This window comes from Mucilaginibacter sediminis, assembly GCF_051903035.1.
In the GTDB taxonomy this organism is placed as follows: Bacteria; Bacteroidota; Bacteroidia; order Sphingobacteriales; family Sphingobacteriaceae; genus Mucilaginibacter.
The window spans coordinates 6,889,655-6,905,008 of sequence record NZ_CP170602.1; the positions used below are offsets into that span (position 1 = coordinate 6,889,655).

A 15,354-nucleotide genomic window follows, 5' to 3' on the forward strand; every position below is an offset into this window, starting at 1 on the left:
TCAAATAGAAAGGGGGAAGCAACTAAAATGCTTCCCCCTTTTGTGGTCCCGACGAGAATCGAACTCTTAATTATAATCCCGTAATTGCTTTATATTTTCCTCCTTTTTATGCGCGCGGGATCGGGTTTTTTTGGTCAATAAATTGGTGCAAACATTGCACAATTTGAACCAACTTCGGAGATGCGGCCAAGTCCTCCCATGTATATTTCCGTTCCATAATCATGGTATGCACGAAATCCGCGAGACCCTTCTTATATCTAGGAGCCAGTGTACCGCCGCCACCTTCGAAGTCCCTAAGGTTTTTACCCTTATGGATTTTATCTTTTAAGAAGCTGCCCAGCTTGACCGCGCGGTCGGGTTTGCTGAAGCAGGCGGTAACATCCTCCAGGTTACAACGGAGTTTTTCAATAAGATAGGCCATGACGAGTTTATCCGGGATCAGGTTTTCAATTTCGGGGAGTTCAGTTTTGCAGAATACAAAGTTTTTACGCTGAATGGCATCATATTTTTGGTATTTATGCTCGTCGAAATCGGAATCGGCCAGGAGGAAAACGTTTGAATTGATAAAATAGGCTTCGATCTTGTTTTTATCTACTGCCGCGTCCGCCTGTTTTTTGTGATCAAAGTTATAATGCGTCAAGTTTTTGCCGCCGTACTCTACAAAGGAATAATGCAGACCCTCAACAGGTATAAACGCGGTGTTTTGCTGACAATAGGCATACAAGAAGGCTTGTAGGTAATGTCGGTCTGTAACGCCTTCCACCCATACGGTGCAGTTGCTGATCAATACGGAAGTGTTTAGAACACCGAGCGCTTCCAGCGTATTAAGCTCGTTGCCGTTAAAAGAGTTGATTTCGGAGGAGGCCGAATCTTTGCGGGAAAATACGAAAACCTCGGCATCCAGTGCACCCAACATGGCGCCGGAAAGGATATGGTTGGAATGAGTATTGATAAAAAAACGTAGCCTCTTTTTTTTAATGGACTCGTTACCCATGATCGCACTCATGAATACATTTTGGTAACCGGGGTGCAGGTGATTTTCCGGTTCGTCAATAAATATCCAAGAACCTTCTTCAGCCGTAAATACCGGGAACAGCAAGTTGATCACTGCCTGGACCCCATCACCAAGGTCATGTATTGGGATGTCCTCCATTTCTTGGGGCAGGGTCACGTGAATGACCTGCTTGTCTGGTTCGTCACTCTGGTGGGCGACGATGTGTATGTCTGGGGACCTAAAAAAGACGTTTCCGATGAATTTTTCAAACTCCCGGAAGTCGCGGCTTTGCTGACGCGTACCATTCCTTGCGAGGCTTATTTTTCGGTAAAGCTTTAAACCGGTGTGGATTTGTAATTTTTCCGGTTTAGTCGGAAAATGCTGCTGGAGGATCGCGGTTTCAAAAATATCATCACCGTTTTTGCTTAGCGTTCTTGACGTGCGCAAAACCGGAATAAGAATGATCGGTTCATTGCAGGCCTGGTAATTCATGTCGATCAACATTTCCAGGTTTTTCCTGACTTTTGTCAATGTGCTAAACTTCAATGGGCCATTAGCCAAGGCATAACCATGTTGTTGTGATGGCGTGATATAGGTCAAATAACGCAACATAGTACCGGTAAACTGGTTCTGGTTGACACTAATGTAATCCCGCTCGGATAACGCGGCATAAATGTCTTCAATAGCTTTTACCACGAAATATAACCGCCTGAACTCCGTCTTTTGATGGCTGAAGTGTGTCGGTGAGTCAATTTCCAATAAATTCTCATAAATCTTATTGATGTCATTCCTGATTTTGTTGAAGGAGGTTTGGCTGTTTGAGTCGAAATACGATTTGATATGTGTGTATTGTTCATCATCCTGGCTGCTGGCCAATATCTGTACCTGTATTATGTTTTCAATGAGGTCCTTGCCCATTACCGTAATTGCGTCATCAAAAAGGTGCAGACTTTCAAAATAAGCCTTATTCAGGTCATGATTTAAGTTGAAGACAGCCTTGTTTTTCTGCGAAATAACCAGCCTTAAAAAACGACTTTTTCTCGTATTGTTCGCGCCAATAATAATATTGATATCCTTTACATCATTTAAAAAAACTATAGGCAGCCTGTCTTTATAAAATTCATTGGTTTTCGCAATAAGCCGCAGGTTGTTCATCGGTTTTGATTTTTGTTAAATCTCGGAAAAACATTCTAAAAAACGGCAGGTTAGGCAGTCCGCCTTTATTGGTGTTTTTACCAACAAAAATCGTCATATTATAATGCAGCATCCATCTATATTAATGCTCTCAGCTTGTGGGCGGTGTTTTCTCCGTATCATTCCATTATCGACCCCGCCTAAGGGAAATATAGCCGGGTGTCCGGTTGGTTTAGTAAAGGAACAGTGCTTTTGCGTTCATTTTATAGACAAAATTCAAATCTGTCCTCAGGACGCAGTGAATGCCGACCGTATTTTAATACTTGAAGCAGTATAAGTGCATGGACCGGCCCAACAGGATTACACCCTAATTATTTACCCTTCACCTTCGGCCTCAACGTCAAAAATATCTCCTTCGCCAAAGCCTGCTGAGCATCTGTTAGATTCCGGGCAGCCATCACAATAGCGTTCGCGCTTATCCCCGAAAACATATGGGCTTCCTGTTTGCGCATATAGATGCCTGTTATTCCTTTGGTTCCTTTTTTGGGTATTACCAAACGGCGGTAATGGCGCTGTATGGTATCTAATATTACAGTGTGGTTTTTAACCTCCTGCGGGATAAAAATTGGCAGGTTAAACTTGTCTTGTTTGTAAGTGCATGATGCTATAAAATCGCAGCCGCGGGCAAATGCGCTGTCGCTTTTATTGCATGGTCTTATTTGGGTTACCTGGGTTTCCCTGTCGTCAATGTTGGGATGTAAGGTGGAGTTTACAAACCTTATAATTGCTTCTTCTTTCCACCATCCCTGCCGTATATATTCCGGCTCACTCATTACCAGCGTATCGCAATACCAGCCATAGTCAAAAGAGAGGTCAAAATCCTTTCCCTTTAATGAGCCGGGTTGGGAATCAATGCCCTTTTCAAATTTGAGGGTAAAGTAATCGGGAACATCAATTACAAAATCATGCAGGTTGATGGTTTTCCATCCGGGTTTTGGAGGTGGGGGCGGGACAGCCGTCTGTTTGGGTTTGGTGTTGCATCCAAATAGCAGGACGACCAGTAAGACAAGGTAGGCTTTGCTCATGTAAGGTTTATATGATTTGCCAATTTACCAGTATTAGTGGACAGTTGAAACTATAGTATGTAGTTTTTATCCCCTGCGTAAGGGATAGCAGCGAATACCGGCCCCGCGCCTAATGCCTTGTGCAGTATAAGCGAATAGCCCGACCCCGCTTCTATCAGCGGGGTTACGCCATGATTATTTGCGTTACCTTCATAGTTCATAAACCCCTACCTTCCCTTTTTAATTGTGGTAAATTCGCCATAATTAAAAATCTATCAACGCAATATCCCATACCTTCATAGTTCATTAAACCCCTACCTTCCCTTCCCCAAGGAAGGAATCGCACGGGGCTTTGCTTTGGATGGTGGGAGAGGGGATGGCGGCGATGCATATTTCGCTTAGCATGGTTTAGATGCATGGCGTACAAGATTTCTCTTTCGCTCTCCCGCGCCTGGCCTTCCCTTGCTCTATCGAAATGACAATCGTTTTTTGCGAGAAGATATTGGCCATGCCAATCAAAATCCTGTCAATCCTGCAAAATCCTGAAAATCGTGTTTATATGCCCAACACCTGCTTCAACTTCACATACCCCGTTTTACTCACCGGGATTTTGGCGCCCGATTTCAGGATGGCCAAATGCGCGTCCTTTTCATACGGATCTATCCTGGTTATCTGTGTAATGGCGATAATATACGAGCGGTGCACGCGGACGAATTGCCGCGGGTCGAGGGTTTGCTCGAAGAAGCTCATGGTTTTGTTCTTGAGGTACGAGCCTTCTTTGGTGATGACGGATACGTAGTCGTCGTCGGCCATCAGGTATTCGACGTCGGCAACGGGGATTATTTTTACTTTGGTGCCGGTTTTTACCACAATGCGCTCGTTTTGGGCGGGCGAATGGGCGGCAACGGCATCCAGCAGTTCTTCGGTATGTTTGGTGGCGTGTTTTTCGGGGGCGGTGGCCAGGAATTTTTCGACAGCCTTGTTAAAGCGCTCCTTGCTGAAGGGTTTCATGAGGTAATCGACCGCGTGCGCCTCAAAGGCTTTAATGGCGTACTCGTCAAAAGCGGTGGTGAAGATAACGGCGGGCGGGTTTTCTACCAGTTCCAGCATTTCAAAACCGTTGATCTTGGGCATCTGCACGTCTAAAAATATCAGGTCGGGCTGGTGCTGTTGTATGGCTTTCAGGCCTTCAAAGCCGTCATTACATTCCTGTATCAGCTCAATATCTTTAAAATTTTGCAGGTATTCCATTACAACCATGCGGGCTAATGGCTCGTCGTCAATAATCAGGGCGCGCTTCATACTTGTGGTACTTTTATTATGGTTGTAAATATATTATCATTTGCGTAAGTTTCCATCAGGTCGTTACGGGCAAATAACAAATATAAACGGCGCTGCACCCCGCGCAAGCCAAAACCGGTACCTTTTTTTGGTCGGCTGGTTTGCGGATCGTATGGGTTTTGCACCATCACCACCAGGTAATGATCTTCCATTTCGCCGCGGATGCTCACGGTAACCTCGCCGGTGGTATCGTACAAGCCAAATTTGATGGCATTCTCAACCAATGGCTGCAGCAGCATAGAGGGCAGCAGGGCGGCGCCGCAGCGCGGGTCGCAACTAATCTCGGTTTGCAGGCGGTGGCCAAAGCGTACCTTTTCAATATCCAGGTATAAATTCAGGTGGGCCAGTTCGTCGCTGAGGGGCACCTGTTGCTGATCGTCCTTTTTAAGGGTGCCGCGCAAAAAGTCGGACAGCTGGTGAATCATGGTACGGGCGAGGTCGGGTTTAAAGCCGATGAGCGCGTTGATGGAGTTAAGGCTGTTGAACAAAAAGTGTGGCTGCAGTTGCTGGCGCAGGTTGTACAGTTCGGCATCGCGGGCCAACTGCTCGGCCTCGGTTTTGCGTTTCATGGTTTCGCGCTGGTCAAGCTGCGAGTACCACAACAAGCTGATCATGGCCATCCACCCCACGGCCAAAAAGTTGATAAAAAAGCGGATGGTTAGGGATTGGATAACAAAGTTGACGAAGATGGCATCGGTATTAAGCAGCGGCAACAGGTACCGGCAGCCCGCGGCGCAAATGCCCGCCAGCGCCACCACCCATATAAACAGGTTAATATAGCTGCCCTTGCCCGGCTGGTAGTAGCGCAGGTTATTGTTGATAAGCCAGCAGGCGCCCGAGAGCAGCACGGCGCTAAGCAAACCATCAATAGTTGAGGTGAACCACAAAAAACCAAAACTATGGATAATATACGTTTGCAGCGCCGCCCAGCCGAAGCCGCAGCCCACAAACGCACCGTATAATCTGGAAGCTTTTAAATTTGGTATGGCCAATTTTTTTTGTCGTTTTGTTATTGATTCATTTTTTTAGGTAGTCCGAAGTCCTAAGTCGGAAGTCCTAAGTCGGAAGTTTTAAGTCTTAAGTTAGATAGCGCTTTGACTTTAAACTTAGGACTTTCGACTTAGGACTTAAGACTTAAGACTTAAGACTCAATTCCTCACCCCCAGCAACGCCGCCTTGTGGTGCGCCCAGGCGATGTACAGGTCGGCGTCGGGTGTTTCGTGTATGTTGTAATATAGCTCGGCGCCGTCGGTGGGTTCGCTGATGCGGTTAAGTTCGGCCACATCAATAAATTGCCATTTAACGGTTTGGCGCTCAATATTTTTAAAGCTATCCTGGTTGGCATGGCCAATCTTGTTAGCTTTTTCAAAGGCATTCAGCTCGGTTTCGGCGCTGATTAACCGCAACTGCTCATCAAACTGCGCCTGATGGTCGCCATCACCACTTATTACCCTGAAAACTAATTTTGCTACGTACCAGTTCATAAAAAAGGCCTCCAGCCCAAGCCCCCTCTAAATCTCCCCCTGAAGGGGGAGACTTTTGGGTTGTTTTTTTGTTTGTAAATATTCCTTCGTTTGAAGATGTTTTCGTTTTTTTTAAGCCCTCCCCTTCAGGGGAGGGTTTGGGTGGGGCTGTCTAATAACTCCTGATATCCACCCCTGCAAATATCGATACCCCTTTTAGCACCAGTATTTTGCCGTTAACGTTTGACGCCGTGCTGCGGATGCGTTTATCATCTACGCTGGCAAATACCGCGGCCAGGTCAGATACTACCTGCCAGTTGGATGGCACGATGATTTTGGTGCCGCCAAAAATCTGGGTAATATCCAGGTATACGCGCCCGTCAATATCGGCCTGGGTAAAGTCGAGCTCGGCCCCGCCGAAGATGTTCACGATGTCGCCACCCTTAAAATTTTTGCTCAGGATGGTTTTATTAACCCCGCCGAAGATGGAAACGGTATCCAGGTAATCATCGCCGTTATGGTGGCCAAAAGGCGGTGTATCCTTTGGCGGCGTGTTAGCATCGGCCGCAGCCGGTTCGCCTGATGGTGGTATTTCGCCACCATCTTTTACGGTGTAGTCAACAATCGGGTCTTCCATTTTACCAAAGTCGAACTTAGGTTTTTCGGTTCTTTTGCCCCAGTTGGCAGGGTCGGCATAATCTTTTTCCCATTTGGTTTTGTATTTACCGGTAACAGGATCATGGCTTTTGCCGCGCCTTACAATAAGCCACATACCAAAGGCTATGATAGCGATGGGCCATACAATGCGATCGGAATCATGAATGTTGTTGATGATAAACAACACCACGCCGATAGCTATCAACATAGGGCCTGATGATTTTTGAAAATTATGTTTGGCGCCTACATACAGGCCCCAGGCCACCAACCACAGCGGCCAAAGTTCCAATGACTCCGGGAGAAAGAAAAGGCTAAATTGTTTTAGTAATAATATTGCTCCTACAACAAGCAATATTATCCCGGCCATGGCTTTGCCTCGGTTAGGGTTTTGCGGAGAATTTATATCGTTGTTCATTTGTTCTGTTGCATTTTAAATCATATCCCAAAACTAAGGTAACATTATACATGTGCCAAACAAATACTGGCGATATATTTAAAGTAATCGGTAAGGGGGGAAGTTTTGTCGGTGAAAAAGTTTGCCGGTGTTTAAACGACGCGATGGTCAGGATTCAGTGCCTTTCGTTAAGTGAAATATTTTCCTTTTGCGAAAACTTTGGACAGGCAAATAACGTCCGGAAAATTGGGGGGTAACAAAGGGGCTGGAGGGGTGTGAGGATGTGCGGCAGGTATGTTAAAAGGTTGCCGCAGGTAGTTGGCAGGTGGTTTGCAAGTTGTTGAAAAATGTGGTATAAAAATGCATTTTTCTTGCTCAAAACCTGGTATCTTTTGCACATTAATTGAATTTTTTTGCCGGTTTTTGCTTCCTTAATGTATCCTGCGAAATGGAGAATAACGACGAGGGTGTTGCCCCGCCGATAGAAGCGGTGCCGGGCTATGCACTCATACGCCTGCAGGCCTTACGCGCAAAGGCCGGTACCGTTTCTATCCCTAACACATAAATGTGAGCGGTAATGACAAAATCCTGTCAGTGTTCGGGCTTATGCAGGCCAAAATCGAGGGGTGTAGTTAAGTATTTAAAAATCAGTTAGTTGGTAAAATGTTGCTTTTTGCATTCTGTTTTATCCGAACACTTAATTTGCTGTATTTCAACAGTATATGTGTTCACCCCCGAACACCCCCGTTATTCCCCCACAAAACCGAACACTCACAAAAAAGGGAGAACCTATACAGGCCCTCCCTCAAATCAAAACTATTAAATCAAAATGTATTAAACGCCCGGTTCGGTTGTGTTATCAAAATGGAACGGTTGCTTGGGTTGGTTAAATATTTGTTCCTCAGTATGTTTGCGTGGTTTAACTACCATCCAGGCGCCAAAGGCCATGATAGCCAGCGGCCATACAACCCGGTCGGCATCGGGGATGTTTTCGTTGAGTAAAAAAGCAACGCCAATCAAGGTAACAATTATCCATGATGGTTTTCTGAAATTGTATTTGGCACCCATGTAAGTACCCCAGGCAATCATCCACATTGGCCAGCTAAACAGCCAGTCGGGTATAAAAAATAAATCGAATTGGTTTATCAGTAAAAGGCTGCCTGCTACTAATAAAATGGCCCCTGCGGCTACTTTGCTGTTGTTTGGGGTGTTCAGGGTGTTTATATCGTTGTTCATCGTCGTAAGTTTTAAATTATACCCTAAAAGTACTGCGCTATATAAGGCACAGCAAGCCAATATTGGCGAACAGGGTATAACAACCCGGTAAGCAAGTATATTTTGTCGGTGAATGGGGCTATCGTTTTTGCCGCAAAATTTGACAAACAAATGCCGCATTGTATGATTACAATAATTACATTGGCCTACCATAATATTGCGATGGACGATTCTGATATATTGATCATAGGGGCCGGTGCGGCGGGTTTAATGGCTGCACGCACGCTGGCAAAAGCCGGCAAAAAAGTTGCCGTACTGGAGGCCCGCGACCGCATTGGCGGCCGCATTTACACGCTCGAAAATGCATCGGGCCAACAACCGTTTGAACTGGGTGCCGAGTTCATCCACGGCGATTTGCCGCTCACAAAATCATTATTGGATGAGGCAGGCATTGCCTACGAGCACGCCGGCGCATCTATGTGGCGGTACGAGGATGGGGAGTTTAAGCAGAATGAAACCTTTGTAGAACATTGGGATGCCTTCCTTAATAAACTGGGTGATTTAGAGCAGGATATGAGCATCAACTGCTTCCTGCTCCGCGAATTTAAAGGCGAAAAATACAGGCGTTTGAGGGAGTCCGTACGCCAGTTTGTATCCGGATATGATAACGCCGACCCCAAAAAAGCAAGCTCGTTTTCGCTGCGCCGCGAATGGCAATCTGAAGACGATGGAGCACAATACCGGGTACCAGGTGGCTACGGTAAATTGGCAAGTTTTTTGGCCGGTGAGATAATTGCTGCCGGTGGGCAGATACACCTGAATGCTGTAGTAAAGAAAATTTATTGGCAACAGCATTGTGTAAAAGTGGTTAGCAGTGTTGGCTGTACGCATTCGGCAAAGCAATTAATTGTGGCTTTACCCCTTGGCGTTCTGCAGGTTAACGCAGGCGATTCCGGGGCCATCAGTTTTAATCCAGAGATTCCGGATCATACCAAAGCCATCAATGCTTTAGGCTTTGGGGCGGTAATAAAAATCCTGCTGGAGTTTGATGAGGCTTTTTGGGAAGACAAGCAAACCGAAAAGCTGGCCGGTAAAAGCCTGAGTAACATGGGCTATTTATTTAGCACCGAGGAAATCCCCACCTGGTGGACACAGGCACCCCGGCATACCAATATGCTAACCGGCTGGATAGGCGGCCCCGAAGCTGCCGAAAAAACGGATACGCATAACACCGAAATACTAAAGCAAAGCCTGCAATCATTGGTCAATATTTTTAACCGCGATGAGCAACAACTCAAACAAAAGCTTCGTAACTACCACATAGTGAACTGGACGGCAGATGAATTTGCCCGTGGCTCCTACGCTTATGATACGGTGGAAGCCGGCCAGGCGCGCTCCATTCTACTTGAACCTGTAGAAGATACCATTTTCTTCGCCGGCGAATACTTGTATAATGGTACCGCTATGGGTACTGTTGAAGCAGCATTGGATAGCGGGTTGCGCGCTGCGGAGCGGATTAAGCAATTCTGAAAAAGATTGGTCTTTCTACTTTTAAGCAGCAGGTATTAATATTTTCAATTAGGGATACGATAGTAACTAAATCTTTCGTTATTGGCGGATAAGCACCTTATCCAATGTCCAGATTATTCCTGACCCTGCTGTTTTCCTATTTAATTATTGTAAACCCGCGGCCCAAATTGCCGGATAGCAAGCGGGCCAGTGATGTGCGCGCTACGGTATGGCCCCGATTACAAAGAGAATTAAACGATAGGGGTTTCAAAGGGGAGGCACCCATCTATATCCGTATTTTTAAAGACCAGGACGCGCTGGAAGTTTGGAAAAAAGCAGGCAATAAATATCAGTTGTTCAAAACTTATGAAATTTGTTATTACTCGGGCAACCTGGGTACCAAAACCAAAAAAGGCGATAATAAAAGCCCCGAAGGCTTTTACAGCATCGAACCAAAACAATTAAACCCGGCAAGTAAATATTACCTGGCCATTAATGTGGGCTATCCCAACAAGGTTGAGCAGTTAAAGGGCTATACCGGCGATGCTATTATGATCCATGGGCACTGCGCATCTATTGGTTGTTACGCCATGACCGATGCGCGGATTGAGGAGATTTATACCCTTGTTTATAAGGCTTTCGAAGCGGGCCAGCAAAAAATCAACCTGGATATATTCCCATTCAGGATGGATAACGCGCACATGGATTTTTACAGTCATCAACCGTACATGGCTTTCTGGAAAACACTTAAGCCCGGATATGAGAAGTTTGAAAAAACGCATATGCCCGTTACCTACTACATCAAAGGAAAGAATTATGCGTTTTAAGTTTTAATTGGAGACCAAGAAAAAAGTCCCCTTGCAATACGCAAAAGGACTTGATTTTCAACTCTCTCCCTTTGGAAAGGGTAGGGTGGGGTGGGGTGGGGCTTTACGCCTCGCTGTTATATTTTATTTCGCCAACATGTTTGTCAATCTGCCAGCGGCCGGTGCCTTCTTCGCCAATAACTTCAAACAGTTCAAGGGCGCGGCGTGCTTTGTATTCTTCTTCGCGCTGCTCTTTCAGGAACCAGTTTAAAAACTCCATGGTTACAAAATCTTGCTCCTTCATGCAGCGGGCATAAATGTTTTTGATAGAATTGGTAACGCTAATCTCCTGGTCCAGGGCCTCCTCAAACACTTCACGGAACGAATTATATTCCTGTTTAATGCCGGTGACCTCCGGAGATGCAGAATTGCCACCCATATCAAGGATGTATTTAAAGAATTTTAACTGGTGCATTCTTTCTTCTTCGGCTTGTTTAAAAAAGTAATCGGCCGAAAAATCGTAGCCATTACGGTTGCACCAGGATGCCATTGATAAATATACAGACGAAGAGTATGCTTCTTTTTTTACTTGTTGGTTTAAAAGCACTTCAATCTCGGTAGAAATGAGGCTTTTTATGCGGAGTAAGTCTTTCATGATGGATTAAATTGATTGGTTATTATATGCTTACGCAGGATGTTATACAATAATACCGCTATAATTTTATATTGTTCAATATAAAGTTAATATGAATTTAATCTAAATAGGTGAGTAGTGAGGTGGATTATGTTAAATATTTAAAACAATCTTCATCAACTTCAACTTGCCCTAATGACTAATGACTAATGACTAATGACTAATGACTAATGACTAATGACTAATGACTAATGACTAATGACTAATGACTAATGAGGTGTGACGGTTTATCCGGACAGTGGACTCTCTTAGTTTTTAAATATAGTTAAATAATAACTTGTTGTTGTTTGTCGTGTTGGAATGTGGGAAACCTCCTTGGGTTTTCCATATTTCAACACGTTTTTCTTTTTTTGCTTCTTTTTTTCTTTTTATCTGGATTCCTGTTTTTGTTGATAACTTGCCTGCCGCTCAAAAGCTACCGGGCTGATATAGCCCAATGATGAATGTCTGCGAACAGGATTGTAGTACATCTCTATAAATTCAAATATTTCAGTACGGGCATTTGTCAATCCATCAAAAGCCCCTCCTTGCAACAACTCTGCTTTAAATCTGGAAAAATAGGATTCCATAAAAGCATTATCATAAGGGTTAGCCACACCGCTCATACTTTGGTGCAACCGGGGACTTGCTAATAGCCCACGGAATTTATTTCCGGCGTATTGTCCACCACGGTCTGAATGAAGGATCAGGTCTTCAGTTACATTCCGGTTGATCCAAGCTTTTTTAAACGCCTGTACGATTAACTCTTCCCTCATATGTCCCAATAGCTGCCATCCGGTTACCTTGCGCGAAAACAGATCCATCCAGACGGCCAGATAGCCCCATCCGCCACCCGCTAACGGAATGTAAGTAATGTCGCCTACCCACACCTCATTGATCCTTACAGGAAGCTTACGCCCTTTCAATAAGTTAGGACTGATTGGATATGGATGCCTGCTATCGGTTGTCCGGGGTACGAATGATTTGGGCTGGATTGCTATTAATCCGTTCTGCTTTAATATCCTTCGAACCTTGCAATTTCCGATTTTCAAGCCCAGATCCGCCAGCTCAGGCAACAACCGCCTGATGCCATAACGCCGCTTATGCAGTGCAAATGCAGTGAGCACCATATTTTCTATCTGTTGTTCTTCGGTATTGGGAGGATCATTGCCATGCTTACGATAAACATAATAACAACTCCGGCTTACCGAAAGAACACTACACATCAATATAACCGGAAAGAACTGCTCCTGGGAAAGGATAAAGGCGTACACCTGCTTTAAATCCCCCGGCTGAAAATGCCCAACGCTTTTTTTAAAATATCTCTTTCCTGCTCCAGCTCTCGTATTCTGGCCTTCAATTGCTCCTGATCTGCATCAGAAACAGAGCCACTAACAACATCTGGATATGATCCTTTTTGACCAAAAACTTCATTGTGTTGAGCTTTCCATTTATGAATCATGTTTGAATTGATTCCTAATGAATGGGATATATCCTGCACCGAACGACCAGAGGATATCATTTTTAAAACGTCCCTTTTAAATTCAGCATCGTATTTCCTACGAGGCTTATCTAACTTTTTTTCTTGCATCAGTTTTGCTAATTTAAGCAAATCTTACTGTCCGGTTTTACCGATGCATCTCATAATGACTAATGACTAATGACTAATGACTAATGACTAACTTATCGTGTAATATGTGGTTTAACTCCAACATTACAAAGGTTCCTTCCAGCAGTTCTTTCAGGGCTATAATTTGTACAAGGGTTAAAACGTAGCAGTGGTCGCAGGCGCAAATAAAGATGATCTCCACATCGGGATCTTTGGTGGTATTGAGCAGGGCATGCTCGATATCTATATGATAAACTGCTTTACGGAGCTTTAATAAACAACGATAATCAAATTTGGCAACCTTACCGGCAAAATCAACATACCAGCAACGCTCTTCATCACATTGATAAATGGCTCCTTTTGTTGTTTTAAAAACATCGGTCCAGTGAGTTGTTTGGGCAAGCGTCGCAATCATATAATATTACAAAGGTTGTGTTTATTTATAATTAATCCAAATAGTATTAAGCTTTTTTTTGCAAGCATTTTTCCGCATCAACAATTATTTAAATTTTCGCACAACAAATCAATTTTATTATAAATTTGAAACGCGGATAGGCCCAAAAGCCGTCCGCAGCCAATTACACTTTTTTTGACCTGTTTTATAGTATGAAAAAAACTTTACTTTTTGCCTTATGCAGCCTTGTGCTTGCGTTGGGTGCATCGGCACAAATGCCTGCTTTAGAGCGTGTTGAGCCTATGTCGTGGTGGGTGGGTATGAGCAACCCTAACCTGCAATTGATAGTGCATGGCAACAACATTGCCGGCCGGAATGTAGTAATTAATTACCGTGGCGTAAAGCTGAAAGCGGTGCATAAAGTAGAAAATTCAAATTATTTATTCCTCGATCTGCAGCTTTTTTCTTCTGCAGTTCCGGGAACGTTCCCGATAAAATTTACAAAGGCCGGTCAAAAGGACCTGGTTTACCAATATACGCTCAATAAACGCGACAAATCTGCCGGTCGCATCCAGGGCGTAACCAGCAAGGATCTGATCTACCTCATCATGCCCGATCGCTTCAGTAACGGTGATGAAAGCAACGACTCATTTGACAATATGCGCGAGAAAGGCGTTCACCGCGATTCGATGTACAGCCGCCATGGTGGTGATATCCAGGGAGTGATGAACCATCTTGATTATTTAAAAGCATTAGGCGTTACTGCTATCTGGATGACCCCGGAAATTGAGAACGACGAACCGCATGCATCATATCATGGCTACGCAGTTACCGATTATTATAAAATAGACCCACGTTACGGCACCAACGAGCTATACAAAAAATTTGTTGAAAAATGCCACAGCATGGGCATTAAGGTAATTAAAGACCTGGTGCACAACCATGCCGGTACCGAAGGCTATACCATTATGGATATGCCAATGAAAAGCTGGGTACACCAGTGGCCAACATATACCAAATCAAATTTCAGGGATGCCGCAGTGATGGATCCGCATGCTTCGCCAATGGACCGCAAACTGATGGCCGATGGATGGTTTGATCATCGGATGGCCGATATGAATCAAAATAACACTTACGTACAAAACTACCTTACACAAAACCACATTTGGTGGGTGGAATATGCAGGTATCGATGGTTTCCGCTTAGATACTTACCCGTATAACGATCCGGCATATATGGCCAAATGGGCGCAGGATGTTAAGGCCGAATTTCCAAAGCTTTCCATTTTTGGCGAAACGCTGGTATGGTCGGCAGCAAACCAAGCCTTTTTTACACAGGGTAATACTGTTAATCGCGGTATGGATACCCACCTGCCTGGTGTAACCGATGCCGTATTGAAAGACGCTATTTACGAGGCCTTAAACGGTAATGACGGATGGACAGATGGCGTTGGTCGCCTATACTCCGTTATAGCGCAGGACTTTTTGTACCAGGATGCCACCCGTAACACCATATTTATGGATAACCATGATATGAGCCGCCTGTTATCTGTTGTGAAAGAGGATTTTACGAAATATAAATCAGCCATGGCCATGTTGCTGACCATGCGTGGCGTGCCGCAGTTATATTATGGCGACGAGATCTTGATGAAAAACTATTCTGATCCGGATGGCCTTGTACGTGAGGATTTTGCCGGCGGCTGGAAAGGGGATAAAGAGAATAAATTTACTGCCGATGGCCGTAGCAAAAAAGAAAACGAGGCCTTTAACTATGTAAGCAAGCTGGCCAATTACCGCAAAGGCACAACCGCACTGCAAACCGGAAAAATGATGCAGTTTGTACCCGAAAAGGGAATTTATGTATACTTCAGGTATGATGCCGCCAAAACGGTGATGATTATTTTCAACAGCAGCGATAAAGATCAAACTACAACAACCGACCGGTATTTTGAACGAATTGGCGATGCCAAAAAAGCCCGCAATGTGATAACTGACGAGCCTGTTGACCTGGCACAAGTGAACATACCTGGCAAAACCACTTTGGTGCTCGAAATATTACCCGGCGGTACTCATTAAAAATTATATCTTAGTGGCTTTGAGCC

Annotated in this window: 15 protein-coding genes; 3 read left to right on the forward strand and 12 right to left on the reverse strand. The window is 44.6% G+C overall.

The annotated features are described in order from the left end of the window. Positions 1-106: 106 nt before the first annotated feature. The 8 genes from ACFGVS_RS28710 to ACFGVS_RS28745 all read right to left on the reverse strand — a co-directional run bounded on the left by ACFGVS_RS28710 (position 107) and on the right by ACFGVS_RS28745 (position 8,283). Entirely contained in the window at positions 107-2,149 is a 2,043-nt protein-coding gene (locus ACFGVS_RS28710) for an AAA family ATPase (protein WP_439696569.1), read from the reverse strand. Between the two features lie 350 nt (positions 2,150-2,499). Beyond that, positions 2,500-3,213 (reverse strand): hypothetical protein, encoded by a 714-nt coding sequence (locus ACFGVS_RS28715; RefSeq protein WP_439696570.1) that lies wholly within the window; start codon positions 3,211-3,213, stop codon positions 2,500-2,502. Positions 3,214-3,263: 50 nt separating this feature from the next. Next, the gene (locus ACFGVS_RS28720; protein ID WP_439696571.1) at positions 3,264-3,413 is read right to left on the reverse strand and encodes a hypothetical protein; all 150 of its coding nucleotides are present in this window, start codon (positions 3,411-3,413) and stop codon (positions 3,264-3,266) included. Between the two features lie 334 nt (positions 3,414-3,747). Further along, complete coding sequence (locus tag ACFGVS_RS28725) at positions 3,748-4,494, reverse strand: LytR/AlgR family response regulator transcription factor (protein ID WP_439696572.1); 747 nt, start codon at positions 4,492-4,494, stop codon at positions 3,748-3,750. Then, positions 4,491-5,525, reverse strand: coding sequence for a sensor histidine kinase (locus ACFGVS_RS28730; RefSeq protein WP_439696573.1), 1,035 nt, complete (start codon positions 5,523-5,525; stop codon positions 4,491-4,493). The genes ACFGVS_RS28725 and ACFGVS_RS28730 overlap by 4 nt, the downstream gene beginning before the upstream one ends. A 156-nt stretch (positions 5,526-5,681) precedes the next feature. Continuing rightward, on the reverse strand, positions 5,682-6,017 hold the full coding sequence (locus ACFGVS_RS28735) for a DUF4288 domain-containing protein (protein WP_439696574.1): 336 nt from the start codon (positions 6,015-6,017) through the stop codon (positions 5,682-5,684). Between the two features lie 151 nt (positions 6,018-6,168). Then, positions 6,169-7,068: a LiaF transmembrane domain-containing protein gene (locus ACFGVS_RS28740; RefSeq protein WP_274209150.1), complete on the reverse strand. Its 900-nt coding sequence runs from the start codon at positions 7,066-7,068 to the stop codon at positions 6,169-6,171. An 813-nt stretch (positions 7,069-7,881) separates the two neighbouring features. Next, a complete protein-coding gene (locus ACFGVS_RS28745; RefSeq protein WP_439696575.1) occupies positions 7,882-8,283 on the reverse strand; it encodes a LiaF transmembrane domain-containing protein in 402 nt (133 codons plus the stop codon). A gap of 162 nt (positions 8,284-8,445) precedes the next feature. Between ACFGVS_RS28745 and ACFGVS_RS28750 the strand changes: the two genes are divergently transcribed. Both ACFGVS_RS28750 and ACFGVS_RS28755 read left to right on the forward strand, forming a co-directional pair. After that, positions 8,446-9,792 (forward strand): flavin monoamine oxidase family protein, encoded by a 1,347-nt coding sequence (locus ACFGVS_RS28750; RefSeq protein WP_439696576.1) that lies wholly within the window; start codon positions 8,446-8,448, stop codon positions 9,790-9,792. Between the two features lie 104 nt (positions 9,793-9,896). Further along, a complete protein-coding gene (locus ACFGVS_RS28755; RefSeq protein ID WP_439696577.1) occupies positions 9,897-10,598 on the forward strand; it encodes a L,D-transpeptidase family protein in 702 nt (233 codons plus the stop codon). 103 nt (positions 10,599-10,701) lie between these two features. Here ACFGVS_RS28755 and ACFGVS_RS28760 read toward each other — a convergent pair whose 3' ends face one another. The 4 genes from ACFGVS_RS28760 to ACFGVS_RS28775 form a co-directional block, all read right to left on the reverse strand. Beyond that, positions 10,702-11,232, reverse strand: a complete 531-nt coding sequence (locus tag ACFGVS_RS28760) for a ferritin (protein ID WP_274209146.1) — start codon at positions 11,230-11,232, stop codon at positions 10,702-10,704. Between the two features lie 407 nt (positions 11,233-11,639). Next, positions 11,640-12,611: an IS3 family transposase gene (locus ACFGVS_RS28765; protein WP_439699271.1), complete on the reverse strand. Its 972-nt coding sequence runs from the start codon at positions 12,609-12,611 to the stop codon at positions 11,640-11,642. Continuing rightward, positions 12,530-12,841, reverse strand: a complete 312-nt coding sequence (locus tag ACFGVS_RS28770; protein WP_439696578.1) for a transposase — start codon at positions 12,839-12,841, stop codon at positions 12,530-12,532. The genes ACFGVS_RS28765 and ACFGVS_RS28770 overlap by 82 nt, the downstream gene beginning before the upstream one ends. A 73-nt stretch (positions 12,842-12,914) precedes the next feature. Then, on the reverse strand, positions 12,915-13,274 hold the full coding sequence (locus ACFGVS_RS28775; protein ID WP_090644364.1) for a hypothetical protein: 360 nt from the start codon (positions 13,272-13,274) through the stop codon (positions 12,915-12,917). 191 nt (positions 13,275-13,465) lie between these two features. Here ACFGVS_RS28775 and ACFGVS_RS28780 point away from each other — a divergent pair, with 191 nt between their 5' ends. Further along, on the forward strand, positions 13,466-15,328 hold the full coding sequence (locus tag ACFGVS_RS28780) for an alpha-amylase family glycosyl hydrolase (RefSeq protein ID WP_439696579.1): 1,863 nt from the start codon (positions 13,466-13,468) through the stop codon (positions 15,326-15,328). Positions 15,329-15,354 lie beyond the last annotated feature (26 nt).